Raw genomic sequence first — 25035 nt, forward strand, 5'->3', positions numbered from 1 at the left:
GTAGGCTGAAGGTGCAGCGGGCGGCGCCATCGCGCCTGCCCCTGCGGCAGGCGCGAGCCCGGTGAAAGCGAGTCGTATCAAGGACGGCGAAGATGGCGAAAGGTGAAGAGGTCCCCGGTCGCGATGCCCTGAAGGGCATGCGGCGGGTGGTGGTGAAGATCGGCAGTGCCCTGCTGACCAATGACGGTCGTGCCCTCGACGAGGCCGCCATCGGCGGCTGGGTCGATCAGATCGCCGCCCTGCATCGGCGCGGCATCGAGGTGGTGCTGGTGTCCTCTGGCGCTGTGGCCGCCGGCATGGCGCGGCTGGGCTGGCAGGCGCGGCCCGCCGAGGTGCATGCCCTGCAGGCCGCCGCCGCGGTGGGCCAGAACGGCCTCACCGAGTGCTACGAGGGCCACTTCGGGCGTCACCAGCTGACCACCGCCCAGGTGTTGCTGACCCACGACGATCTCTCCAACCGCAAGCGCTATCTCAATGCTCGCTCGGCCCTGCGCACCCTGGTCGAGCTGGGCGTGGTGCCGGTGGTCAACGAGAACGACACCGTGGTCACCGACGAGATCCGCTTCGGCGACAACGACACCCTCGGCGCCCTGGTGGCCAACCTGCTCGAGGCCGATGCCCTGGTCATCCTCACCGATCAGGAAGGGTTGTTCGACGCCGACCCGCGCCACGACCCGACGGCCAGCCTGATTGCCGAGGGTCGTGCCGACGATCCGCGGCTGGCCGCGGTGGCCGGCGACGGCGGCGCCCTGGGGCGCGGCGGCATGACCACCAAGGTGCGCGCCGCCCGGCTGGCGGCGCGTTCCGGCGCGCTGACCGTGATCGCCAGCGGGCGCCAGCCCGAGGTGCTGTCCCGGCTGGTCGACGGCGAGCGGCTCGGCACCCTGCTGACCCCCGACCAGGCGCCGATCGCCGCGCGCAAGCGCTGGCTGGCCGGTCAGCTCCAGGTGCGCGGCACCCTGACCCTGGATGCCGGGGCGGTCAAGGTGCTGCGCGACAGCGGCTCCAGCCTGTTGCCGGTGGGCGTCAAGGCGATCTCCGGGCGCTTCGTGCGCGGCGAGATGGTGCTGTGCGTCGACGAGGAGGGGCGTCGGGTGGCCAAGGGGCTGGTCAACTACGGCATCGACGAGGCGCAGCGCCTGATCGGTCAGCCGAGCCATCGCATCGAGGCGATTCTCGGCTACATGGAAGCGCCGGAGCTGATCCATCGCGACAACCTGGTGGTGCTCTGAGACAGGCGTGGCGGGGCGTCCCGCCTTGACAGGCTGGCCAGCGATGTCGCTGCGTGATAGTATGCGCCATCCTCTCAGACACGGCCCGTAATCGACTGCGCCACGTCGCGCGGTCGGCCAGATGGCCAGGCCGGCGGGGAAATTTTTTTCCCTGTTGGATCAAAACGTTATCAAAGCCGCCCTCGCAGGCGGTGACAACTTTCTCCAAGGAGACAGTCAGTGGCTAACAGCAAGCAAGCCCGCAAGCGCGCCCGTCAGGCAGAAGGCCGTCGTGTTCTGAAGGCGAGCCAGCGCAGCATGGTTCGCACCTACATCAAGAACGTGATCAAGGCCATCAACGGCGGCGACCACGCCCAGGCCATGGACGCCTTCAAGGCGGCCCAGCCGGTCATCGACCGCATCGCCGACAAGGACGTGCTGTCCAAGAAGAAGGCCGCTCGCCTCAAGAGCCGTCTGAACAAGCGCATCAAGGCCCTGGCCGCGTAAGCTCGCCGGACGCCTCTGGGTGCCCGCCGCGTGCGGGCACGCCATCGAAAAACCGGCTTCGGCCGGTTTTTTTGTGCCTGACGATCTTCACCCGGACCTCACCGGCAAGGGAGCGCCCCGTGACCGATACTCCTCCTCAGCCCGCCTCCGACGCCGCCCCGGCCCCCAAGGGTGGCGGCCTGCTGCGCTCGGGCATGGTGGTCAGCGCCATGACCATGCTGTCCCGGGTGCTGGGCCTGGCCCGCGACGTGGTGATCGCCGCGCTGCTGGGGGCGGGGCAGGGGGCGGATGCCTTCTTCGTCGCCTTCAAGGTGCCCAACTTCCTGCGCCGGCTGTTCGCCGAAGGCGCCTTCAACCAGGCCTTCGTGCCGGTGCTCTCGGAGTACGCCACCCAGCGTACCCGCGAGGAGGTGCGCGAGCTGCTCGATGCGGTGGCCGGCAGCCTCGCCGCGGTGCTGCTGCTGATCACCGCGCTGGCCATGCTGGCCGCCCCCTGGCTGGTATGGCTGTTCGCGCCCGGCTTCGCCCGGGACCCGGAGAAGCTGGCGTTGACCGCCGACATGCTGCGGCTGACCTTCCCGTACCTGCTGCTGATCTCGCTCACGGCCTTCGCCGGCAGCGTGCTCAACACCTGGAACCGCTTCGCGGTGCCGGCCTTCACGCCGGTGCTGCTCAACCTGTCGCTGATCGGCGCGGCACTGCTGCTGACGCCGCTGATGAGCGAGCCGTCGCTGGCGCTGGCCTGGGGCGTGCTGATCGCCGGCGCCGCTCAGCTGCTGTTCCAGGTGCCCTTCCTGGCGCGGCTGGGGCTGATGCCCAGGCCCTGGCCGCGCTTCGCCCACGAGGGCGTGCGGCGCATCCTCCGGCTGATGGCGCCGGCGCTGTTCGGGGTCTCGGTGTCCCAGATCAACCTGCTGCTGGACACCGTGCTGGCCTCGCTGCTGGCCGCGGGCAGCGTGTCCTGGCTCTACTACTCGGACCGCCTGGTGGAGCTGCCGCTGGGGGTGTTCGGCATCGCCATCGGCACGGTGATCCTGCCGGCGCTGTCCAAGCGCCACGCCGAGCAGTCCGGCGAGCACTTCTCGCGGATGCTCGACTGGGCGATCCGCGCGGTGCTGCTGCTGGGCATGCCGGCGGCGCTGGCCCTGGCGGTGCTGGCCGAGCCGCTGCTAATCACGCTGTTCCACTACGGTGCCATGACCGACCACGACATCGCCATGGCGGCGATGAGCCTGCGCGCCTATGCGCTGGGCCTGGTGGCCTTCATGCTGGTCAAGGTGCTGGCCCCGGGCTTCTTCGCCCGCCAGGACACCAAGACGCCGGTCAAGGTGGGCATCGTGGCGATGGTCGCCAACATGGTGTTCAACCTGATCCTGATCTGGCCGCTGGCTCATGCTGGCCTGGCGCTGGCCACGGCGCTGTCGGCCTTCCTCAATGCCGGCCTGCTGGGCTTCCTGCTGCGCCGCGAGGGCGTGCTGCGCTTCCAGCCGGGCTGGGGCCGCTACGCGGTGCAGCTGCTCGGCGGCTGCGCGGTGATGGGGCTGGGGCTGGCCTGGCTGATGCCGGACTGGCACGCCTGGCTCGATTGGTCGCTGTGGCACCGGGTCGGCTGGCTGGCCGCGCTGGTGATCCTGGGGGCGTCGGCCTACTTCGCCTGGCTGGCGGCGTTCGGCGTGCGACCGCGGCATTTCCGGATCAACGGTTGATGGTCAAGCCGGCCCGGCTGTCAAGGGGGCCTTGGTCCGTTATAATCGATCCCCTTTCACCTCCAGCGCGATGACGCCCATGCAAGTGATTCGAGGACTGCACAATCTGCGCGACGAGCACCGGGGCTGCGTGGCGACCATCGGCAACTTCGATGGCGTGCACCGCGGCCACCAGGCGATCCTCGATCAGCTGCGCGAACGGGCGCGGGCGCTGGGGCTGCCGGTCACGGTGGTGGTCTTCGAGCCCCAGCCGCGCGAGTTCTTCGCCGGCGACCAGGCGCCGACGCGCCTGACCCGGCTGCGTGACAAGGTCGAGCTACTGGCCGAGCACGGCGCCGACCGGGTGCTGTGCCTGCCGTTCAACGACACGCTGCGCTCGCTGACCGCCCGGGCCTTCATCGAGCGGGTGCTGGTCGAGGGGCTCGGCGTGCGCCATCTGGTGGTGGGCGATGACTTCCGCTTCGGCTGCGACCGCCGCGGCGACTTCGCGCTGCTCGAGGCGGCGGGCGCCGAGCGCGGCTTCGGCGTGGAGCACACCCGCAGCTTCCTGCTCGATGGCGAGCGGGTCTCGAGCACCCGGGTGCGCACCCTGCTGGCCTGTGGCAACTTCGCCCAGGCCGCGCGCCTGCTGGGCCGCCCCTATCGGCTCGCCGGCCGGGTGGTGCGCGACCGCCAGCTCGGCCGCACCATCGGCGTGCCCACCGCCAACCTGCCGCAGTCGGTCCGCGCCCTGGCGCTGCAGGGCGTCTACGCGGTGGTCGCCGAGCTGCCCGACGGCCGCCGCGCCGAGGGCGTGGCCAACGTCGGCTGGCGGCCCACGGTGGGCAGCCAGCGGCCGGTGCTCGAGGTCCACCTGTTCGACTTCGACGGCGACCTCTACGACCAGCCCCTGAGCGTGGTGCCCTGCGCCAAGCTGCGCGGCGAGGTGAAATTCGACGGCCTGGACGCCCTCAAGACGCAGATCGGCCTCGACCAGGCGCGTGCCCGGCGCTTCTTCGCCACGGCGGACGATTCTCTTCCTCTGGCATCGGCGCCGTTGGCGCGCGAGGCCGTGACTTCCGATTCCTCGGCGGGCCAGCCCGCCGACCACGACGACGGCTGACCCCCAGGATATGAGCGACTACAAGCACACTCTGAACCTGCCAGAAACCGACTTCCCGATGCGCGGCATGCTGCCCAAGCGCGAGCCCGCGCGGGTCGCCCAGTGGCAGGAGATGGACCTCTACCGGCGCCTGCGCGAGGCGCGTCGCGGCCGCGAGACCTTCGTGCTCCACGATGGCCCTCCCTATGCCAACGGCAGCATCCACATCGGTCACGCCGTCAACAAGATCCTCAAGGACATCATCGTCAAGTCGAAGAACCTGGCCGGCTTCGACGCCCCCTACGTGCCGGGCTGGGACTGCCACGGTCTGCCGATCGAGCACAAGGTGGAGACCACCCACGGCAAGCACCTGGAGGCCGAGCAGGCCCGCGGGCTGTGCCGCGAGTACGCCGCCGAGCAGGTCCAGGGCCAGCTGTCCGACTTCGTGCGCCTGGGCGTGATCGGCGACTGGGACAACCCCTATCGCTCCATGGACTACGCCAACGAGGCCGGCGAGATCCGTGCCCTGGCCGACATGGTCGAGGGTGGCTTCGTGTTCAAGGGCCTGAAGCCGGTCAACTGGTGCTTCGACTGCGGCTCGGCGCTGGCCGAGGCCGAGGTGGAGTACGCCGACAAGAAGTCCGACGCCATCGACGTGGCCTTCGCCTGCGCCGAGGACGACAAGCTGGCCGCGGCCTTCGGTCTCGAGTCGCTGCCGAAGCCGGCCGCCGTGGTGATCTGGACCACCACCCCCTGGACCATCCCGGCCAACCAGGCGCTGAACGTCCATCCGGAGTTCACCTACGCGCTGGTCGACACCGGCGAGCGCCTGCTGCTGCTGGCTGAGGAGCTGGTGGAGTCCTGCCTCGAGCGCTTCGGCCTGGACGGCGAGATCATCGCCACCGCCACCGGCGAGCGCCTGGAGCTGATCGCGTTCGCCCACCCGATCTACGAGCGCCGCGCGCCGATCTACCTGGCCGACTACGTCACCATCGACGAGGGCAGCACCGGCATCGTGCACTCCGCCCCGGTCCACGGCGTCGACGACTTCGACTCCTGCCGCCGCTACGGCATGGACTTCAGCGACTTCATCAGCGTGGTCAAGGGCGACGGCGTCTACGTCGACGACCTGCCGTGCTTCGGCGGCCAGCTGATCTGGAAGGCCAACCCGCATATCGTCGACAAGCTGCGCGAGCTCGGCGCGCTGATGGCCCACAAGACCATCAGCCACAGCTACATGCATTGCTGGCGCCACAAGACGCCGGTGATCTACCGCGCCACCGCCCAGTGGTTCGTCGGCATGGACCTGATCGGCCGCGACGGCCGCACCCTGCGCGAGAAGGCGCTGGAGGGCATCGAGGCCACCACCTTCACCCCGGCCTGGGGCAAGGCGCGCCTGCACTCGATGATCGCCAACCGCCCCGACTGGTGCATCTCGCGCCAGCGCAACTGGGGCGTGCCGATCCCGTTCTTCCTGCACAAGCAGACCGGCGAGCTGCACCCGCGCACCGTGGTGCTGATGGAACTCGTCGCCCAGCGCGTCGAGGCCGAGGGCATCGACGCCTGGTTCCGCCTGGACCCCGCCGAGCTCTTGGGCGACGAGGCCGGCGACTACGAGAAGGTCTCCGACACCCTGGACGTGTGGTTCGACTCCGGCACCACACACCGCCACGTGCTGCGCGGCTCGCACCCGCACGGCCACGAATACGGCCCGCGTGCCGACCTGTACCTGGAGGGCTCCGACCAGCACCGCGGCTGGTTCCACTCCTCGCTGCTGACCGGCTGCGCCATCGACGGCCACCCGCCGTACCGCGGCCTCTTGACCCACGGCTTCACCGTGGACGCCCACGGCCGCAAGATGTCCAAGTCGATGGGCAACGTGGTCGCGCCGCAGGAGGTGATGGACAAGCTCGGCGCCGACATCCTGCGCCTGTGGGTCGCCTCCACCGACTACGGCGGCGAGATGGCGGTCTCCGACGAGATCCTCAAGCGCACCGCCGACGTCTACCGGCGCATCCGCAACACCTCGCGCTTCCTGCTGGCGAACCTCAACGGCTTCGACCCGGCCAAGGACGCCCTGGCCTTCGGCGACATGCTGGCCCTGGACCAGTGGGTCGTCGACCGCGCCGCCCAGCTGCAGGCGCGCATCGAGACCGCCTACGAGGAATACCGCTTCCTCGACGTCTACCAGCAGGTGCACGGCTTCTGCGCCCGCGAGCTCGGCGGCTTCTACCTGGACGTGATAAAGGACCGCCAGTACACCACCCAGGCCGACTCGGTGGCGCGCCGCAGCGCCCAGACCGCGCTCTATCACGTCGTCCAGGCGCTGGTGCGCTGGGTGGCGCCGATCCTCTCCTTCACCGCCGAGGAGATCTACGAGCACATCCCGGGCAAGCGCGGCGAGAGCGTGCTGCTGCAGGAGTACTACACCGGGCTCGAGACCCTGGGCGACGACGCCGAGATGGGCCGCGAGTTCTGGGAGCGGGTGTTCGAGATCAAGCAGGCCGTCAACAAGTGCCTGGAAGACGCGCGCAACGCCAAGACCATCAAGGGCAGCCTGGCCGCCGAGGTCACCCTCTACGTCGACGACGCCCTGCGCGCGACCCTCGACAAGCTGGGCGACGAGCTGCGCTTCGTGATGCTGACCAGCGAGGTGCATCTGGCGCCGCTCGCACAGGGTGAGGGCGCCGAGGCCACCGAGCTCGAGGGCCTCAAGGTATCGGTGGCCGCCAGTGGCCACGCCAAGTGCGAGCGCTGCTGGCACCATCGCGAGGACGTCGGCACCCACGAGGGCCACGACGACCTCTGCGGCCGCTGCGTGAGCAACCTGCCGGACGGCCCCGGCGAGACCCGTCACTATGCGTGAGGTGGGCAGCATGCCCGAGACCGACCAGGGCGCCCAGGCGGCGCCCATGCACAAGCCGCTGCGCTGGCTGTGGCTGGCCGTGGCCTGGATCATCCTGGACCTCGGCACCAAGGCCCTGGCCTCCGGGATGCTCGACTACGCCCGGCCGCTCGAGGTGCTGCCGTTCTTCAACCTGACGCTGCTGCACAACACCGGCGCGGCCTTCAGCTTCCTGGCCGAGCATCCGGGCTGGCAGCGCTGGCTGTTCGCCGCCATCGCGGTGGCGGCGAGCATCGGCCTGACGCTGTGGATGAAGCGCCTCAGGGTCGGCGAGACCCTGCTGGCGGCCTCGTTGGCGCTGATCATCGGCGGGGCGCTGGGCAATCTCTATGATCGCCTGGTGCACGGCTACGTGGTGGACTTCCTCTCCTTCCACGCCGCCGGCTGGTACTACCCGGCCTTCAACGTCGCCGACATCGGCATCACCCTGGGCGCCATCGGGCTGATCTGGGAGTCGACCATCGGCGAGCGGCGCCTGACGCGGCGCGCCTGACGCGGCGCGCCTGACGCGACCTTCACGACCGTTTCGAGAGAACCTATGAGCGATTCACAAGGCCTGCGCATCGACGAGGGCATGGAAGTCACCCTCCACTTCACCCTCAAGCTGGAGGACGGCACCCAGGTGGACTCCACCCGCGACAAGGCGCCGGCCACCTTCCAGGTGGGCGACGGCAACCTGCCGCCGGGCTTCGAGCAGCCGCTCAAGGGGATGAGCGCCGGCGAGTCCGGCAGCTTCGAGATCTCCCCGGAGCACGCCTTCGGCCAGCACAACCCGCAGAACATCCAGGTGCTCAAGCGCGAGGACTTCTCCACCGACGAGCCGGAGGAGGGCATGGTGATGTCCTTCGCCGATCCGGCCGGCGGCGAGCTGCCCGGCGTGATCAAGAGCGTCGACGACGAGCGGGTGGAAGTGGACTTCAACCATCCCCTGGCGGGGCGTACCCTGACCTTCGAGGTCGAGGTACTGGAGATCAAGCCAGCCACCACGCACTGACCCGGCACTTCAGCGATGCAGACGCATCAAGGCAAGGCAACCCATGCAAGCTAACTCTGTGCAGATCAAGCTGGCCAATCCGCGCGGCTTCTGCGCCGGCGTCGACCGGGCCATCGAGATCGTCAACGGGGCCCTGGACGTCTTCGATCCGCCCATCTACGTACGCCACGAGGTGGTGCACAACCGCTTCGTGGTCGACAGCCTGCGCGAGCGCGGCGCGGTGTTCGTCGAGGAGCTCGACGAGGTGCCCGATGACACCATCGTCATCTTCTCCGCCCACGGCGTGTCCCGCGCCGTGCAGGAGGAGGCCGAGCGCCGCGGGCTCAAGGTCTTCGACGCCACCTGCCCGCTGGTGACCAAGGTGCACATGGAGGTGCTGCGCTACGCGCGCCGCGGCCAGGAGTGCATCCTGATCGGCCACGAGGGGCATCCCGAGGTGGAAGGCACCATGGGCCGCTACGACACCTCCCATGGCGGGCACATCTACCTGGTCGAGGACGAGCAGGACGTCGCCAATCTCGAGGTCAACGACCCGAGCCGGCTGGCGTTCGTCACCCAGACCACGCTCTCCATGGACGACACCGCCCGGGTGATCGACGCCCTGCGCGCCAGGTTCCCGGAGATCGAGGGGCCGCGCAAGGACGACATCTGCTACGCGACCCAGAACCGCCAGGACGCCGTGCGCGAGCTGGCCGCCGGCTGCGACCTGCTGCTGGTCGTCGGCAGCACCAACAGCTCCAACTCCAATCGCCTGCGCGAGCTCTCCGAGCGGGTGGGCACCGCGGCCTACCTGATCGACAACGCCGAGCAGGTCGACCCGGCCTGGCTCGAGGGCGTGAACGCGGTGGGCGTGACCGCCGGCGCCAGCGCCCCCGAGGTGCTGGTGCAGGGCGTGATCGAGCGGCTGCAGGAACTCGGCGCCGCGGCGCCCGAGGAGCTCCCGGGTCGCGAGGAGACCATCACCTTCTCCATGCCGCGCGAGCTGCGCGAGCGGGTGATCGCCAGCGAATAGCCCTGCACGACCTTGACCGTATCGCTCACCCGGCGTCTCAGTCTTTGGTAGGGCCATGAAAACCGGGCAAGCGCCCGGTTTTTTTGCGACTGTCGACTGTCAGAAACGAAGGTGCTGATACATACTGAAACAAACCGTGATGTGAGCAGGGGAGACGCGCTGCGTGACCATGATCCGAGAACGCCGCCGGCCCAAGGGCCCTGAACACCATGCCCGGCACCAGGTCGGCTTCACGCTGATCGAGCTGATGATCGTTGTGGCGATCATCGGCATTCTGGCGGCGATTGCCTATCCGAGTTATCAGGGGTATGTGGAGCGTTCACGCCTTTCAGATGGAAAGGCGGGACTTATGCAGGCAGCTGGGGAGATGGAACGGTGTTATACCCAGAATTACACTTATCAAGCGGCGTGTTTGCAGACGACTGAATCTCCAGAAGGCGTGTACACAACCATCAGTCTGGAAGAGAGTGGTGAGACTTTCGAGTTGGAGGCCTCGGGCGGAACTCGAGTGCCATCAGGATGCGCAACCTTGACGCTTAGCAGTGATGGAGCTCGCGGCCCTGAAGGATGTTGGTAAACATATGGCGCGGGTGCGAGGTTTTACACTTATTGAGCTTTTGGTGACGATCGCAGTGGTCATCATCTTGGCGACGATTGCGGTGCCAGGGTTCCAGGGCATGATGGCGAGAAATCAACTTGCCAGCGACTACAATGAGGTGCTTTCAGGCCTGTATTTTGCGCGTAGTGAAGCGATAAAACGGCGTGGAGATGTCACCTTGAGCGCGAAAAGTGACTCTTATTCCATAAATGTTGACGGTGCCGTGCTGAGAAGTCGAAATGACTTATTGAGTACTATTTCGCTAAGTGAGGGTGAGAGTTCTATAGAGATTGAGTTCAACAAGCTGGGGCGGATTGTTGAAGGTTCTCACTGCGAAGATGGCTGTGCATTGACGATTGGCTACAGCAATGCTGATAGCAAGACCATTGAGATAAGCAGTTTTGGTAGCGTCAGTCGAGGTGGGTCATGATGGTTAAAAGGCAACGCGGCTTTACCTTGATCGAAGCGCTGGTGGCCCTTCTGGTGCTTACCATCGGCATGCTGGGTGTAGCCGCCATGCAACTCAAGGCCCTGCAGGGTGCCCATGCCGCTTATCAGCGTTCTATCGCTTCTCTCGCGGCGCAGGATGCTCAGGAAAGGCTGTGGGCGCGCATGGCAGAGTTAGGAGATTTGACTTGCCCGGCCGCAGGGGATGTTAACGGCGATGACCAAGGTTGGTATGGGCAATGGTCGGATTTCCTCCCAGGACTAGGCGACTCTCCTGTAGGTGACCCTACTAACTGTGAGTTTGATGTCACGGTTTCCTGGAGCGAGAGTCGTTTCGCTGATGAAGCAGAGCCTGGCTTCTCCTATATCGTGCGGCTGCCCGGGGAATGATGATGAAGCGCAATGGTGGTTTTTCCCTTGTCGAGCTGATGGTGGCCATGGTGGTTGGCCTAATTATCATTCTGGGTGCAGGGCAGCTTTTTCTAACGGTTTTCCAGACCAATCGCCAAGTCGAGACACTTAGCGAAAAGCGGGCGGCGATAAATTTTGCTGTTGAAACATTGCTTAGAGATGTTCGGCGAGCGGATTGGTCACAAACGTCACCTGCACCCGATGGCAACAGTACTTCTACTCTAAAAGTGACCGTGCCAAACCGTGGAGAGTGCTCGGGTGGGGGGAACGTAGAGAAAGTATACGGCTTGGCTAACCGATCTGTGGGTGGCGAGACGAAGTATTTTCTCGAAGTGGGCTGCGGCGGTGGGGCATCTCAAGAGATTGTGGGCGGTTTTGCTGCTAACGGTTTTTTAGTTGAGCCAATGGGTGATCATGGTGTCTTGATCTCTTTTTCGCTTGTGCCAACAGGTGATGGGGGCGCGCCTGAATCTCTGACATTCGTTGCTATCAATCGCACTGTAGCTGTTAGTGACAACAGTGTCGCAGTAGATGCGACAAATCCGGTTGACCCGGTTGACCCGGTTGACCCGGTTGACCCGGTTGACCCGGTTGACCCGGTTGACCCGGTTGACCCGGTTGATCCGGTTGATCCGGTTGATCCGGTTGATCCGGTTGATCCGGTTGATCCGGTTGATCCGGTTGATCCGGTTGATCCGGTTGATCCGGTTGATTCCCCGGCGGTTAAAGTTTGTGAAAATATAACCGTGGAAGGAGAGCTGATCCAAAATGCAAACCAAGACGATAATCCTGTTTACCACATAAACGGCGTGGAAAGAGGGGTGTGCGGTTTTGATGGGAACAGTAATTATCAGTGTCTCTTGTTTGGTCCTGCAGTTGGGAGTGTTGTTAGAGTTTCTCTTCAAGTGGAGAAGAGGAAGTCTGTCATATCTAGAAATGATTTGTTTTTCATAAGTGAAAACTGTGATCTTAACAGTGTCGGGAAGATGTGAGGGTATGAGGATGAAGCATCAAAAAGGCGCAGCGCTAATAGTCGTCCTCTCGCTGCTTACTGTCTCGCTGATGGTCGGCCTGTCAAGCATGCAGTCTTCCATGATCGATGAGCGCCTGGCGGGGAATTATAGGGCTCTGGCTGATGCGCAGATGGCAGCTGAAAAAGCTGCTTCTGAGGGCTGGGTAAACATTGATGAAGTTAAAGATGATGAGTGGGTCAGTCTTTCTGATTTGACTGATTCTGGTTTTGACGGCCTGGCATGGAATGATTTCTATGGGGATGCCGAAAGTGGCGGCTGTCAAACTCCCGAAAGTTGTTATTATTATTATATTAAAGATGGCGGTAGTAGATATATTGCAGCGATGGGTGCCATTGGAAATGCTGATGCAGTCAGTGATGCTTTAGTTGTGGAAGTCTATTCGCTTGGTCCCGGCATGGGTAATTTCGGTACTACTAGTGTCATTGGGAATATTGAAGACGGTGCGCTTCAGTTCCCTAGTTCCTCGCCCAGCGAGGTTTCTGATGGCGAATACGTGAATAGTGATGGTGAAAGCGTATCTGTTGCTTCTTTTATGTTGGAAGAAGGTTTGTCAACCTATGATAAGGCAAGTATCATTAGTCTTGGTAGTAAAGCCGATTTAACGGAAGGTAATACAGGCTATTTTTCTAATGATATTCAGAGCAGGCTGAATCTTCTCAAGGAAATGTATGACACTCACCCGGGGTCGAGCGGTGCTGACAGCAAGAAGCCATCTTGCTCGGGCCTATGTTTTTATAAGGATGGGTTTAAGTTTACGGGAGGGGGTACGCTTACAGGTGTGCATGTTGTTCTTAATGGTGATGTCCAAGTCGGAGGTAATTCTGATATACAAGGTGTTTTGATTGTTTTGAATTTGGGTGATAATGGTCTGAATGATGAAGTTTGGGATAAGGATAAGTTGGGTGATGTGACGCTGGTCAAGCTTAATGGGGGCGGAAATAAAGGTACTGTGTGGTTTGATAGTGCTGTAGTAAAAGCTGCGCTTTCTTCTGGAGGAGTTACTTTGGATGAGTTTTTTGGTAATGCTGATGGAGCTGGAGGTGCAGGTGGCTGGGGTATAAAGAGTTGGCAGTAATACCGACACTACTAGGAAAGAGGGACAAGCCCCTACTGCCTTTGCGGGCCAATGAGATACAGCCCCCCATTAACTCAGTTGAGGCATCCAGCAGATCACTCTTCCAACGACTCTGTTAGCGGTCCCCATGTTTCATCCTCCCGCCAGCTTTTGTGGGTTCGCTTGCGCCGTTCTCGCACTTCCTTGATCGCCGTCGGTTTGTCCTGCGGTGGGTCTTTCGGAGAATTGACGGGGCGGAAGGTCGTTTCTCTCATCGGTGCTTCATCCGGATCGATCTGCTGATGGACGTCCGATACTTCCTCCGTGTTGATCAGTATCGGGGCGGCTGCCAGCGTGTTTTTCCTGAGCGATCAGGCGACCTTCATGCGTCCAGCAGCGCTGGGGCACCTGAGACTGAGAAACGGCCCAGCGGCGGCCTCGCCATTCTGCCGTGCCGCCACCTTCCAGCAGGCGAAGGTGATCGTGAGGCACCACCGCCGCGAGGCACCGCGCATTGAGCACGATGCCAATATCGCCCATACGCACGCCGCCCTGACACTCCCAGAGCTCGAGGGCCTTTCTGGCTTTCCTTGCGGGGCCGGCGCGCCCTGACCACACAAGTGCAAGATGTCGTCGTCGATCTGCTTGACGAGCCACGCCCTGATGGGAGCTTTCTCGTAAAGCGTGCCGATCATCCGGAGTTTCTCCGTTGAGCGTCGATGGCGAGTGACGGCACCTTAGCACTCTGCGGGGCGAGATGACGTCACGCGTACTCGACCCGTATTATTGACGATGACCCTGGCCCCCTCTTCATGCCGCCCGCACAGCCGGAAGGTGCCGTTGTAGCCTGTCGAGCGGCCGAGCGACTTGTAGCGCACCGGGCGGTTATCGTTGCGGTAGGTCAGTGACGGCAGGCGGCTCTCGTCGAAGCTGCGAAGCAGATCATCACCGGGCTCGCCGCGCCCCTCGAAGATGGCCAGCGTGGCCAGCCAGGCTTCGCCGTCGGCATTGTCCTGGATCTGGCACTGGACCATGTCGTTGGTGGGGCAGAGCGTCATGGTGGTGCGTCGGGTGATGGCGGCGCTGCGTGTCATGGCGAGTGCGGACTTGATCCTCATCACCTCGGCGGCGACCTCGTTGCGCGCGGAAAAGCGCTGAAAGCCGGGCACGGCCACGGTGGCCATGATCACGATCACGGCGAGGGTCACCAGCAGTTCGATCAGGGTGAAGCCCTTGCCGACGGGCTTTGCCAAGCCGCTTGGCTTCTCGGTAAGGTGTTGCTCTTCGGCGGCGCCGGGTTGCATGTCGTTCTCCCGGGGACATTCCCATGGTTCCTGGAAACTCCCTTTACTATCGGCCGGGCGCCGAATTCTCTCCGTCAGTCAACACGGACACGCCTCGTGAGCGATTTTCTCGTCGTGGGCGGTGGCGTCATCGGCATGATGACGACCCTGCAACTGGCCGATGCCGGCCATTCGGTGACCCTTCTCGAGCGAGGCCGCTGCGGCCGCGAGGCCTCCTGGGCCGGCGGCGGCATCGTCTCGCCGCTCTACCCCTGGCGCCATTCGGCGCCCGTCTCGCGCCTCGCCACCTGGTCGGAGGGCTTCTATCCGGAGCTGGCCCTGCGGCTCTACGAGGAAACCGGCGTCGACCCGGAATATCGCCAGAGGGGGCTGCTCTACCTGCGGGTCGATGACGAGGCCCAGGCCGAGCGCTGGGCGCGGGAGGTGGGCAAGCCGCTGGAGCGGGTGTCGGCCGATTTCCTCTATGCCAAGGAGCCGCAGGCCGCCCCGGGGGTCGAAGACGCGCTGTGGATGCCGACCCTGGGCAGCATCCGCAATCCTCGCCTGGGTCAGGCGCTGCGCTGCCGGCTCGAGGCGATGCCTCGCGTCACGCTGCGCGAAGGCAGCGAGGTCACGGGCTTTCGGCAGTCGGCGGGGCGCGTCACGGGCGTCGAGACCGCGGACGGCACCGTCGAGGGCGATCGCACGATCGTCTGCGGCGGCGCCTGGGCGGCGGCACTGCTCGAGCGGGTCGGGGTGGCGCTGCCGGTGCGTCCGGTGAAGGGACAGATGATCCTGTTCAAGGCGCCGCCGGGGCTGGTGAATCGCGTGGTGCTGATGGACGGTCGCTACGTGATTCCGCGGGCCGACGGCCGGGTGCTGGCCGGCTCGACCCTCGAGGAGGCCGGCTTCGACAAGACCACGGACGCCGAGGCCAAGGCCTCGTTGCGCGCGTCGGCGATCGGCATCGTGCCGGCGCTGGCCGAGTGCGAGGTGGAGCATCACTGGGCAGGGCTGCGCCCGGGCTCGCCGGACGGCGTGCCGTTCATCGGGGCGGTGCCGGGGCGGGAGGGGCTCTACGTCAACGCCGGCCACTATCGCAATGGCCTGGTCCTGGCGCCGGCCTCGACGCACCTGCTGGTCGACGAGCTGCTGGGGCGCGAGCCGATCCTCGATCCGGTGCCGTATCGCCTGGCCGGCCGGGTGGCCGACATCGCCCGCTAGGTCGGAGCGCCTGGCAGCATCCTGCTTGGCGCTTGGCGCTTGGCGCTTGGCGCTTGGCGCTTGGCGCTTGGCGCTTTTGGCCTCAGTCCTCGCGCCGGCGTTCTTCCAGATACTTGTCGCGGTGGTCGGCGGAGCAGAACCATTCGCCCTTCTCGCGCAGGGCATCGTTTTCCGGCAGGTGCACCTGGCACCAGGCGCAGCGGACCATCTGGCCGCCCTGATGGCTCGCCTGCTCGGCGTCCTCGCGGTCGAGTTTCCATTCGCGGTACATGCGATAGAGCTTGAGGCCGGCGAAGAACAGCACGGCGAAGATGATCAGGCGGATCAGCAAGAGATTCATCCTTAAGCGCTCCCTGTAGCGTATCGGCCGCCTTTGCCACTCGACCGCCCTTGCGGGACAATGCAGGTATCCAAGGATTCTCGAGAGATTTCTACGCCCATGCAAGACCTGACGCTGGTGATGGCTCAGCTGGACCCCCTGGTCGGGGACATTCCCGGCAACACCGACCGGGCCATCGAGACGGTTCGCGAGGCGCGCATCGAGCATGGTGCCGACATCGTGGTGCTGCCCGAGCTGTTCCTGACCGGTTACCCGCCGGAGGATCTGCTGCTGCGCCCCTCCATGGAGACGCGGCTGCGCGAGGCCCGCGCCCGCATGGCCGAGAAGATGTCCCGCGACGTGATGGTGATCGTCGGCTATCCCGGGCGCCGCGAGGGGCAGACCTGGAACCTGGCCGGCGTGCTCTACAACGGCGAGTGGCTCGACGAATACGCCAAGCAGGCGCTGCCCAACTATCAGGTGTTCGACGAGCAGCGCTACTTCGCGGTCGGCACCCGGCCGCTGGTGATCGAGCACAAGGGCGCCAGGCTCGGCATCCTGATCTGCGAGGACATCTGGGCCGAGGCGCCGGTGCAGCAGGCGCGGGACGCCGGCGCCGAGATCCTGGTCACCCTCAACGCCTCGCCCTTCCATCAGGACAAGCCCGCCGAGCGCCTGGCGCTGCTCGAGCAGCGCGCCCGCGAGGTGTCGCTGCCGGTGGTCTACGTCAACCAGATCGGCGGCCAGGACGAGCTGGTGTTCGACGGTGGTTCGGCCTGCGTCGACGCCGACGGCCAGCTGCGCGTTCAGGCGCCGCACTGGGCGGTCGGCCTGATGCCGGTGCAGTTCGTGCGCGAGCAGGAGCGCTGGGTGCCCCAGGCCGGCGAGATCGACGAGTCGGTCGAGCCCGAGGAGGACCTGTACTGCGCGCTGGTCACCGGGCTGCGCGACTACGTCAACAAGAGCGGCTTCAAGGGCGTGGTGCTGGGTCTTTCCGGCGGCATCGACTCGGCGCTGTCGCTGGCCATCGCGGTGGACGCGCTGGGCCCGCAGCGCGTGCATGCGGTGATGATGCCGTACCACTACACCGCCGACATCTCCAAGCAGGACGCCGCCGAGCAGGCCGAGCTGCTGGGCGTCGACTATGAGGTGATGCCGATCGAGCCGATGGTCGAGTCCTTCATGTCGACCCTGGCCGAGAGCTTCGCCGGCACCGAGCGGGACACCACCGAGGAGAACCTGCAGTCGCGCTGCCGCGGCGTGCTGTTGATGGCGATCTCCAACAAGAAGGGCCTGATGGTGCTGACCACCGGCAACAAGAGCGAGATGGCGGTCGGCTACGCCACGCTCTACGGCGACATGGTCGGCGGCTACAACGCCATCAAGGACGTCTACAAGACCTGGGTCTACCGTCTGGCGCGCTGGCGCAACACCCAGGCGCCGGCGATCCCCGAGCGGGTCATCGAGCGTCCGCCCTCCGCCGAGCTGGCGCCTGACCAGCAGGACAGCGATTCGCTGCCGGACTACGATGTCCTGGACGCCATCCTGGTGCGCTACATCGAGGGCGACATGAGCGCCGAGGCGATCATCGACGCCGGCTTCGAGCGCGACGACGTCTACAGGGTGGTGAAGCTGGTCGACCGCTGCGAGTACAAGCGTCGCCAGGCGCCGGTGGGCGTGCGCGTCACCCGCCGCGGCTTCGGTCGCGACCGTCGCTACCCGATCGTCAACGGCTGGCAGCCGGGCGAATAAGGGCCGAGCGACCAGCGCCGAGCGACAAGAAACCCCCGGAGGTGTTCAGCCTTCGGGGGTTTCTTTCGCTTCGGGGGCTCTCATGCTGCCGATTTGCCGCGTGTCAGGCGGTGATCGGGTCCGCCTCGACGTACTGCGGATCGAAGGTGCGGCCGTCGAGGCGCTCGTGATCCGGGGCGTTGTCGATCAGCACGCGCAGGGTCTCGCGGGCCCGCTCGGTCATGTCGAGGCCCAGATAGCCCTCGACCATGGTCGCCAGGGCGTCGCGGGTGGCCTGCGCCTCGGGATAGCGCTCGATGACCCAGCGGCCACGCTCGACGGCCGCCAGGTAGGCGCCCTTGCGCAGGTAGAAGTCGGCCACCTGCAGCTCGTGGCGGGCCAGCAGGTTGCGCAGGTAGACGATGCGCTGCTGGGCGTCCGGCGCGTACTGGCTGTCGGGGAAGCGCTGGACCAGCTCGCGGAAGTCGGAGTAGGCGTCGCGGCTGGCGCCCAGGTCGCGCTTGGAGATGTCGATCAGGCGCAGCCCCTCGAGGCTGAAGCGCCCGGCCTGCCAGGCGGAGAGGCCGCGCAGGTAGTAGGCGTAGTCGACCTGGGGATGATCCGGGTGCAGGCGGATGAAGCGGCTGGCCGCGGCCCGGGCCTGCTCCCAGTCGTCGGTCTGGTAGTAGGCGTAGATCAGTTCCAGCTGCGCCTGCTCGGCGGTGTCGCCGAACGGGAAGCGGGTGTCGATGGCTTCGAGCCGGTTGATGGCGGTGGTGTAGCGTCCGCCCTCCAGGGCCGAGCGACCCTCGTCGTACAGCTGGCGTTCCTGCAGGTCAGGCGCTTCCTGCTCGTCGGCGGTGCTGGCACAGCCGGCCAGCAGGGCACTCGCCAGCAGCATGACGGCCAGGCGGGGTCCGGTCGTGATAACGCGCATCGTGATCCTCGTGTCAAACAACCCTGGGTGGCCGTGCTAGAATCGGCCCGAATTCGCCCACTATAAAGCACCTCGTGGCAAAACGCAGTCACCGCGCCGAGCGCGCTGCCGCGGAGCGCTCCACCGCCCAGACGGATGATCATCGAGTCCATGTCCCAGACCTTCGAAGCCCAGCACCGCGTCCCCGAGCACATGGCCGGCCTGCGCCTCGACCAGGCCGCCGCAGACCTCTTCTCCGACTTCTCCCGGGAACGCCTCAAGGCCTGGATCAAGCAGGGCGCGCTGACCCTGGACGGCCGCCCCGCCAAGCCCCGTGACAAGGTCTACGGCGGCGAGGCCGTGGCGCTGACCGCCACCGTCGAGGACGATTCCCGCTTCGAGCCCGAGGACATCCCGCTCGACGTGGTGTACGAGGACGACGAGGTGATGGTGATCGACAAGCCGCCCGGCTTGGTGGTGCACCCGGCCGCCGGCAATCCCGACGGCACCCTGCTCAACGGCCTGCTGCATCACTGCCCCGAGCTGGCCGCGGTGCCGCGGGCCGGCATCGTGCATCGCCTGGACAAGGACACCAGCGGGCTGATGGTGGTGGCCAAGACCCTGGGCGCCCAGACCGCGCTGGTGGAGCAGCTCCAGGCGCGCACCGTGTCCCGCGAGTACGACGCCGTGTCGGTCGGGGTGATGACCTCCGGCGGCAAGGTGGACGCGGCCATCGGTCGCCACCCCAAGGACCGCAAGCGCCAGGCGGTGACCGCCTCCGGCAAGCCGGCGGTGACGCATTACCGGGTGGTCGAGCGCTTCCGCGCCCATACCCACGTGCGCTGCAAGCTGGAAACCGGCCGCACCCACCAGATCCGCGTGCACCTGGCGCACCTGCGCTATCCGCTGATCGGCGATCCGGTCTACGGCGGGCGCCTCAAGCTGCCGGCCGGCGCCGGCGAGACGCTCAAGGAGGTGCTGCGCGAGTTCCCGCGTCAGGCGCTGCACGCCCGCAAGCTGGCCTTCGTGCATCCGACCAGCGGCGAGACGCTGACCTTTCGCGCGGCCCTGCCGGATGACATGCTGATGCTGCTGGACTTCCTGCGCGAAGACCGCGAGACCCGCCGCTAAGGAAACCGCGATGAGCGATGCCCTCGACCTGCGCCCGACCCTGATCCGCCCCGACTGGCCGGCGCCGCCCTCGGTGGCGGCCTGCGTCACCACGCGCGAGACCGGGCCCAGCCAGGGGCGCTTCGCCGCCTTCAATCCGGCCCAGCACGTCGGCGACAACTCCGCCCACGTGGCGCTGTGCCGCCGCCAGCTGCAGAAGGAGGTCGGCGACGACCGGCCGCTGCTGTGGCTCGATCAGGTCCACGGCGCCCGGGTGCAGTCGGAATATCTCGAGACCCCGCCCGAGGCCGACGCCTCGGTGGCCCTCGACCGCGGCCACGCCTGCGTGGTGCTGACCGCCGACTGCCTGCCGGTGTTCTTCTGCGACCGCGACGGCCAGCGGGTCGGCGTGGCCCACGCCGGCTGGCGCGGCCTGGCCGGCGGCGTGCTCGAGGCCACGGTGGCCGCCATGGGCGTGCCGCCCGAGTCGCTGATGGCGTGGCTGGGGCCGGCGATCTCCAACGCCCAGTTCGAGGTCGGCCGCGAGGTGCGTGAGGCCTTCGTCGCCGTGCAGCCCGATGCCGCCGAGGCCTTCGTGCCGAGCCCCTATCGGCTGGGCCACTACATGGCCGACCTTTACAAGCTGGCGCGCCTGCGCCTGGAGCGCCTGGGGCTCGCCCACATCAGCGGCGGCCACTTCTGCACCTCCTGCGAATCCCGCTTCTATTCCTACCGCCGCGACGACGGCGTCACCGGCCGCATGGCCAGCATGATCTGGCTGCGCTAGCTCGGCCTCGCCGGGCGAGAGCTTGACCCATATCAACCCTCCGACGTTTCCTCCGGCGGCCGACTTGAAAGCCGGCCGTCCTGACGCCACTTAAGATGTCAAGACCCATGACATTGGGACAGGCGGCGCGTCCGAATCGCGTCGCTACCCCGACGGAGGACATTCCATGCGAATCGACAAGTTCACCGCCAAGCTGCAGAACGCCGTGGCCGACGCCCAGTCGCTGGCCGTGGGCCACGGCCATAACCAGCTCGAGCCCGGGCACCTGCTGCTGGCGCTGCTCGATGCCACCGACACCGGCGTCAAGGCGCTGGTGCAGAAGGCCGGCGCCGACGCCGCGCGGTTGCGCGACGGCCTGGTCGGCCACCTCGACGACCTGCCCAGGGTCGGCGACTTCGACGGCGAGGTGCAGCCGTCCCGCGACCTGATGAAGCTGTTCAACCTCACTGACCGCGAGGCCCAGAAGCGTGGCGACCAGTACATCGCCAGCGAACTGGTGCTGCTGGCCGCGCTGGAGATGCGCCACGCGGTGAGCAAGCTGCTCGGCCAGGCCGGACTGAGCCGCCAGGCGCTTGCGACCGCCATCGACGACGTGCGCGGCGGCGAGAAGGTCAGCAATCCCAACGCCGAGGAGAGCCGCGAGGCGCTGGAGAAGTACACCCTGGACCTCACCGAGCGGGCGGCCAGCGGCAAGCTCGATCCGGTGATCGGCCGCGACGACGAGATCCGCCGCACCGTGCAGGTGCTGCAGCGCCGGACCAAGAACAACCCGGTGCTGATCGGCGAGCCCGGCGTGGGCAAGACCGCCATCGTCGAGGGGCTGGCCCAGCGCATCGTCGACGGCGAGGTGCCCGAGGGCCTCAAGGACAAGCGCGTGCTGTCGCTGGACATGGGCGCGCTGCTGGCCGGGGCCAAGTTCCGCGGCGAGTTCGAGGAACGCCTCAAGTCGGTGCTCAAGGAGCTGGCCCAGGAGGAGGGCCGGATCATCCTGTTCATCGACGAGCTGCACACCATGGTCGGCGCCGGCAAGGCCGAGGGCGCCATGGACGCCGGCAACATGCTCAAGCCGGCGCTGGCGCGCGGCGAGCTGCACTGCGTGGGCGCCACCACCCTCGACGAGTATCGCCAGCACATCGAGAAGGACGCCGCCCTGGAGCGCCGCTTCCAGAAGGTGCTGGTCGACGAGCCGAGCGAGGAAGACACCGTGGCCATCCTGCGCGGCCTCAAGGAGCGCTACGAGGTGCACCACGGCGTCGACATCACCGACGGCGCCATCATCGCCGCGGCCAAGCTGTCGACCCGCTACATCACCGATCGCCAGCTGCCCGACAAGGCCATCGACCTGATCGACGAGGCCTGCTCGCGGATCCGCATGGAGCTCGACTCCAAGCCCGAGCAGATGGACCGCCTCGACCGCCGGCTGATCCAGCTCAAGATGGAGCGCGAGCACCTCAAGAAGGAGACCGACGAGGCCTCCAGGAAGCGCCTCGACGGCCTCGAGGAGCAGATCGAGGAGCTCGAGCGCGAGTACGCCGACCTCGACGAGATCTGGAAGGCCGAGAAGGCCAGCATCCAGGGCGCGGCCCAGTTCAAGGACGAGCTCGACCGCGCCCGCATCGACCTCGAGCAGGCCCGCCGTCAGGGCGACCTGGGGCGGATGTCCGAGCTGCAGTACGGGGTGATCCCCGAGCTCGAGCAGAAGATCGCCGAGTCCAGCGACGCCGAGGCCGACACCGCCAGGCACCAGCTGCTGCGCTCCAACGTCACCGAGGAGGAGATCGCCGAGGTGGTGTCGCGCTGGACCGGCATCCCGGTGTCCAAGATGCTCGAGGGCGAGCGCGACAAGCTGCTGCGCATGGAGGAGGCGCTGCACGAGCGGGTCATCGGCCAGGACGAGGCGGTCACCGCGGTGGCCAACGCCGTGCGCCGCTCCCGGGCCGGGCTCGCCGATCCGAACCGCCCCAACGGCTCCTTCCTGTTCCTCGGCCCGACCGGGGTGGGCAAGACCGAGCTGTGCAAGTCGCTGGCCGGCTTCCTGTTCGACACCGAGGAGGCCATGGTGCGCATCGACATGTCCGAGTTCATGGAGAAGCACTCCGTGGCCCGGCTGATCGGCGCGCCTCCCGGCTATGTCGGCTACGAGGAGGGCGGCTATCTGACCGAGGCGGTGCGCCGCAAGCCCTACTCGGTGCTGCTGCTCGACGAGGTCGAGAAGGCCCACGCCGACGTCTTCAACATCCTGCTGCAGGTGCTCGAGGACGGGCGCCTGACCGACGGCCAGGGCCGCACGGTGGACTTCCGCAACACCGTGATCGTGATGACCTCCAACCTGGGCTCCGAGATCATCCAGGGCATGGGCGGTGACGACGGCGGCTACGAGCAGATGAAGTCGGCGGTGATGGACGTGGTCGGCACCCATTTCCGCCCCGAGCTGATCAACCGCATCGACGAGGTGGTGGTGTTCCACGCCCTGCGCCAGGAGCAGATTCAGGCCATCGCCGCCATCCAGCTCGAGCGCCTGCGCGGGCGGCTGGCCGAGCATGACCTGTCGCTCGAGGTCTCCGACGCGGCCATGGCCCAGCTGGCCGAGGTCGGCTTCGATCCGGTGTTCGGCGCGCGGCCGCTCAAGCGGGCGATCCAGAACCGGCTCGAGAACCCGCTGGCCCAGGATCTGCTGGCCGGCGCGTTCTCGCCGGGCGATGTCATTCGCGTCGAGGCCGAGGGCGATCGCCTGGTGTTCCAGAGTTGAGGCGTTCCTCGCCCTGAAACGAGACCGCCCGCGCCGAGAGGCGCGGGCGGTTTTCGTTTCCGGGCCGTCGGTTCGACGGCGGCGGCGGCGGCGTGTCAGCCGCGCTGGGCGGTGGCACTCGAGGCCTCGCGCTTGCCCTGAGGTTCGCGCACCAGGCGCTTCTGCAGCTCCTCGAGGGAGACGCCCTTGGTCTCCGGCATCAGGAACATCACGAACACCAACTGCAGCGCCATCATCACGGCGAAGAAGGCGAACACCGGGCCACCGCTGAAGCTGCCGAGCACCCAGGGCATCAGTAGCGCGATCAGCGCCGCGCATACCCAGTGCACCGAGCTGCCGAAGGACTGGCCGCGGGCGCGCACATGGTTGGGGAACACCTCGGAGATGAACACCCAGATGATCGCGCCCTGGCTCATGGCGTGGGCGGCGATGAACAGGCCCAGCAGCAGCGGCACGTCCAGCCCGCCGAGCTCGCCGCTGAAGAAGGCGCGCGAGATCAGCACCAGCGAGACTAGGTAGCCGGCCGAGCCGATGTAGAGCAGGGTGCGGCGCCCCAGGCGATCGATCAGCGCCATGCCGAGCATGGTGAACACCAGGTTGACCAGGCCGATGCCTGCGGTGGAGAGCAGGGCGGTGTTGGCGCCGAGCTCGGCGGCCTCGAGTACCCGCGGGGCATAGTAGATGATGAAGTTGATGCCCGAGAGCTGGTTGAAGAAGGCGATCAGGAAGGCTAGCAGGATCGGCAGCCGGTAGCGGCCGGAGAAGAAGCCGGCGTGGGCGCGCTCCTCGCTGTCCTCGGCGGCCTGGATCTCGGCGATCTGGGCGTCGACGTCGGCGGCGGGATCGAGGCGCAGCAGCACCTCGCGGGCGCCCTGGGTGTCGCCGCGATGCAGGATCAGCCAGCGCGGACTGCGCGGTACCCGGCTGATCAGCACGGTGTAGAGCAGCGCCGGCACGATCTCGATACCGAGCATCCAGCGCCAAGCGTTGGTCTCGAACAGCCCGCCCACCACATAGTTGGAAATGAAGGCCATCAGGATGCCGAACACCACGTTGAACTGGTATAGCGCGACCAGGGTGCCGCGATGCTTGGCCGGGGCGATCTCGGAGATGTAGGTCGGGGCGGCCACCGAGGAGATGCCGACGCCGATGCCGCCCAGCAGGCGGAACAGCGAGAACCAGTAGGGATCGGTGGCCAGCGCCGAGCCGACCGCGGACACCAGGTAGAGTATCCCGATCAGTAGCAGGGTGGCGCGGCGGCCCAGGCGGTCGGTCGGCCAGTTGCCGCCGATGGCGCCGATCACTGTGCCCCACAGGGCCATGGACATGATCAGCAGGCCGTGCTTGAGGTCGCTGAGCCCCCAGAGCGTCTGGATGGGCTGGTCGGCGCCCGAGATGACCGCGGTGTCGAAGCCGAACAGGAAGCCGGCCAGCGCCACGGTGATGGACCACTGCACGATGCGTGACATGTGCGTCTCCTCGGTGAAGCGGTGTTCTGAATGCGGATGAAGCGATTCATCTCTAGGGGCGCCGCCCGTCGGCATGACGAGAAAATGGAAGGGCGCTCGACAAAGGTGAATCGTGTCAGCTGGCGTCATTAAAGCAGCAACGCCAGGCGGTCGCGAGCCGGGGATTTTAGACTTTAGTCTTAAGCTCTGGCGAGGGCGAGGCGCGAAAATGCCGAAATGTGCCGATCGGCGCCTGCCGGTGCGGGCGGCGGTTGACACTTTTCGGACGCTATTGGAATCTTGACCCTTCCTGATTATCGGGCGCGGACTCCAGCGGGCGATCCCCGATTTCCGTGCGAAGGGTAGGCCGAAGGGCCTCTACCCGCCGAAGGACTTCCGGGTCCGGGCTAACCGCCCGGCCTGGCCAACGCCCCGACGCGGTGATCCGCCGTGATTAGAGTGCTGGCCCTAACCGGGCCTCAATACGCCAGGGTTTGGCATCAGGTGC

22 protein-coding genes are annotated in these 25035 nt (G+C 66.2%); 18 read left to right on the forward strand and 4 right to left on the reverse strand.

Annotated features, from left to right (window positions below; genetic code table 11):
* Positions 1-92 precede the first annotated feature (92 nt).
* From proB to ACGTNF_RS15635, 13 genes are all read left to right on the forward strand, one after another.
* Positions 93-1232: a glutamate 5-kinase gene (gene proB / locus ACGTNF_RS15575; protein ID WP_152479815.1), complete on the forward strand. Its 1140-nt coding sequence runs from the start codon at positions 93-95 to the stop codon at positions 1230-1232.
* 219 nt (positions 1233-1451) lie between these two features.
* Complete coding sequence (rpsT, locus tag ACGTNF_RS15580; RefSeq protein ID WP_152479814.1) at positions 1452-1718, forward strand: 30S ribosomal protein S20; 267 nt, start codon at positions 1452-1454, stop codon at positions 1716-1718.
* Between the two features lie 194 nt (positions 1719-1912).
* The gene (gene murJ / locus ACGTNF_RS15585; RefSeq protein ID WP_444875014.1) at positions 1913-3424 is read left to right on the forward strand and encodes a murein biosynthesis integral membrane protein MurJ; all 1512 of its coding nucleotides are present in this window, start codon (positions 1913-1915) and stop codon (positions 3422-3424) included.
* A 79-nt stretch (positions 3425-3503) separates the two neighbouring features.
* On the forward strand, positions 3504-4526 hold the full coding sequence (gene ribF, locus ACGTNF_RS15590; protein ID WP_394602432.1) for a bifunctional riboflavin kinase/FAD synthetase: 1023 nt from the start codon (positions 3504-3506) through the stop codon (positions 4524-4526).
* Between the two features lie 10 nt (positions 4527-4536).
* Entirely contained in the window at positions 4537-7371 is a 2835-nt protein-coding gene (gene ileS, locus ACGTNF_RS15595; RefSeq protein ID WP_394602433.1) for an isoleucine--tRNA ligase, read from the forward strand.
* Positions 7372-7381: 10 nt separating this feature from the next.
* The gene (gene lspA / locus ACGTNF_RS15600) at positions 7382-7903 is read left to right on the forward strand and encodes a signal peptidase II (protein ID WP_394602434.1); all 522 of its coding nucleotides are present in this window, start codon (positions 7382-7384) and stop codon (positions 7901-7903) included.
* 45 nt (positions 7904-7948) lie between these two features.
* On the forward strand, positions 7949-8404 hold the full coding sequence (fkpB, locus tag ACGTNF_RS15605; RefSeq protein WP_035592834.1) for an FKBP-type peptidyl-prolyl cis-trans isomerase: 456 nt from the start codon (positions 7949-7951) through the stop codon (positions 8402-8404).
* Between the two features lie 43 nt (positions 8405-8447).
* Positions 8448-9416 (forward strand): 4-hydroxy-3-methylbut-2-enyl diphosphate reductase, encoded by a 969-nt coding sequence (gene ispH, locus ACGTNF_RS15610; RefSeq protein WP_152479809.1) that lies wholly within the window; start codon positions 8448-8450, stop codon positions 9414-9416.
* Between the two features lie 169 nt (positions 9417-9585).
* Positions 9586-9993 carry a type IV pilin protein gene (locus ACGTNF_RS15615; protein WP_394602448.1) on the forward strand — a complete coding sequence of 136 codons (408 nt, stop codon included), beginning with the start codon at positions 9586-9588 and terminating at the stop codon, positions 9991-9993.
* Positions 9962-10444: a pilus assembly FimT family protein gene (locus tag ACGTNF_RS15620; RefSeq protein WP_394602435.1), complete on the forward strand. Its 483-nt coding sequence runs from the start codon at positions 9962-9964 to the stop codon at positions 10442-10444. Before ACGTNF_RS15615 ends, ACGTNF_RS15620 begins: the two co-directional genes overlap by 32 nt.
* Positions 10441-10851, forward strand: a complete 411-nt coding sequence (gene pilV, locus ACGTNF_RS15625; protein WP_394602436.1) for a type IV pilus modification protein PilV — start codon at positions 10441-10443, stop codon at positions 10849-10851. Before ACGTNF_RS15620 ends, pilV begins: the two co-directional genes overlap by 4 nt.
* A gap of 2 nt (positions 10852-10853) precedes the next feature.
* Complete coding sequence (locus ACGTNF_RS15630) at positions 10854-11864, forward strand: PilW family protein (protein ID WP_394602437.1); 1011 nt, start codon at positions 10854-10856, stop codon at positions 11862-11864.
* Between the two features lie 10 nt (positions 11865-11874).
* Positions 11875-12981 (forward strand): pilus assembly PilX family protein, encoded by a 1107-nt coding sequence (locus tag ACGTNF_RS15635; protein ID WP_394602438.1) that lies wholly within the window; start codon positions 11875-11877, stop codon positions 12979-12981.
* 716 nt (positions 12982-13697) lie between these two features.
* Here the strand turns inward: ACGTNF_RS15635 and ACGTNF_RS15640 are convergent.
* Entirely contained in the window at positions 13698-14264 is a 567-nt protein-coding gene (locus ACGTNF_RS15640) for a GspH/FimT family pseudopilin (protein WP_394602439.1), read from the reverse strand.
* Between the two features lie 96 nt (positions 14265-14360).
* Here ACGTNF_RS15640 and thiO point away from each other — a divergent pair, with 96 nt between their 5' ends.
* Positions 14361-15467, forward strand: coding sequence for a glycine oxidase ThiO (thiO, locus tag ACGTNF_RS15645; RefSeq protein WP_394602440.1), 1107 nt, complete (start codon positions 14361-14363; stop codon positions 15465-15467).
* A gap of 82 nt (positions 15468-15549) precedes the next feature.
* Here the strand turns inward: thiO and ACGTNF_RS15650 are convergent, their stop codons facing one another.
* On the reverse strand, positions 15550-15807 hold the full coding sequence (locus ACGTNF_RS15650; protein ID WP_152479803.1) for a PP0621 family protein: 258 nt from the start codon (positions 15805-15807) through the stop codon (positions 15550-15552).
* Positions 15808-15906: 99 nt separating this feature from the next.
* Here ACGTNF_RS15650 and ACGTNF_RS15655 point away from each other — a divergent pair, with 99 nt between their 5' ends.
* Complete coding sequence (locus ACGTNF_RS15655) at positions 15907-17538, forward strand: NAD+ synthase (RefSeq protein ID WP_152479802.1); 1632 nt, start codon at positions 15907-15909, stop codon at positions 17536-17538.
* Positions 17539-17641: 103 nt separating this feature from the next.
* On the opposite strand, the gene ACGTNF_RS15660 is transcribed toward ACGTNF_RS15655, so the two are convergent.
* Positions 17642-18454, reverse strand: coding sequence for an outer membrane protein assembly factor BamD (locus ACGTNF_RS15660; RefSeq protein ID WP_394602441.1), 813 nt, complete (start codon positions 18452-18454; stop codon positions 17642-17644).
* Between the two features lie 150 nt (positions 18455-18604).
* Between ACGTNF_RS15660 and rluD the strand changes: the two genes are divergently transcribed.
* The 3 genes from rluD (at position 18605) to clpB (ending at position 23079) form a co-directional block, all read left to right on the forward strand.
* Positions 18605-19564 carry a 23S rRNA pseudouridine(1911/1915/1917) synthase RluD gene (gene rluD / locus ACGTNF_RS15665; RefSeq protein ID WP_394602442.1) on the forward strand — a complete coding sequence of 320 codons (960 nt, stop codon included), beginning with the start codon at positions 18605-18607 and terminating at the stop codon, positions 19562-19564.
* Positions 19565-19574: 10 nt separating this feature from the next.
* A complete protein-coding gene (gene pgeF / locus ACGTNF_RS15670) occupies positions 19575-20330 on the forward strand; it encodes a peptidoglycan editing factor PgeF (protein ID WP_394602443.1) in 756 nt (251 codons plus the stop codon).
* A gap of 166 nt (positions 20331-20496) precedes the next feature.
* Complete coding sequence (gene clpB / locus ACGTNF_RS15675) at positions 20497-23079, forward strand: ATP-dependent chaperone ClpB (protein ID WP_394602444.1); 2583 nt, start codon at positions 20497-20499, stop codon at positions 23077-23079.
* Positions 23080-23174: 95 nt separating this feature from the next.
* On the opposite strand, the gene ACGTNF_RS15680 is transcribed toward clpB, so the two are convergent.
* Positions 23175-24548: a sugar porter family MFS transporter gene (locus tag ACGTNF_RS15680; protein ID WP_394602445.1), complete on the reverse strand. Its 1374-nt coding sequence runs from the start codon at positions 24546-24548 to the stop codon at positions 23175-23177.
* Positions 24549-25035: the final 487 nt, after the last annotated feature.

Origin of the sequence: Halomonas sp. B23F22_10 (genome assembly GCF_043496975.1) — a bacterium.
GTDB classification, from domain to species: Bacteria; Pseudomonadota; Gammaproteobacteria; order Pseudomonadales; family Halomonadaceae; genus Halomonas; species Halomonas smyrnensis.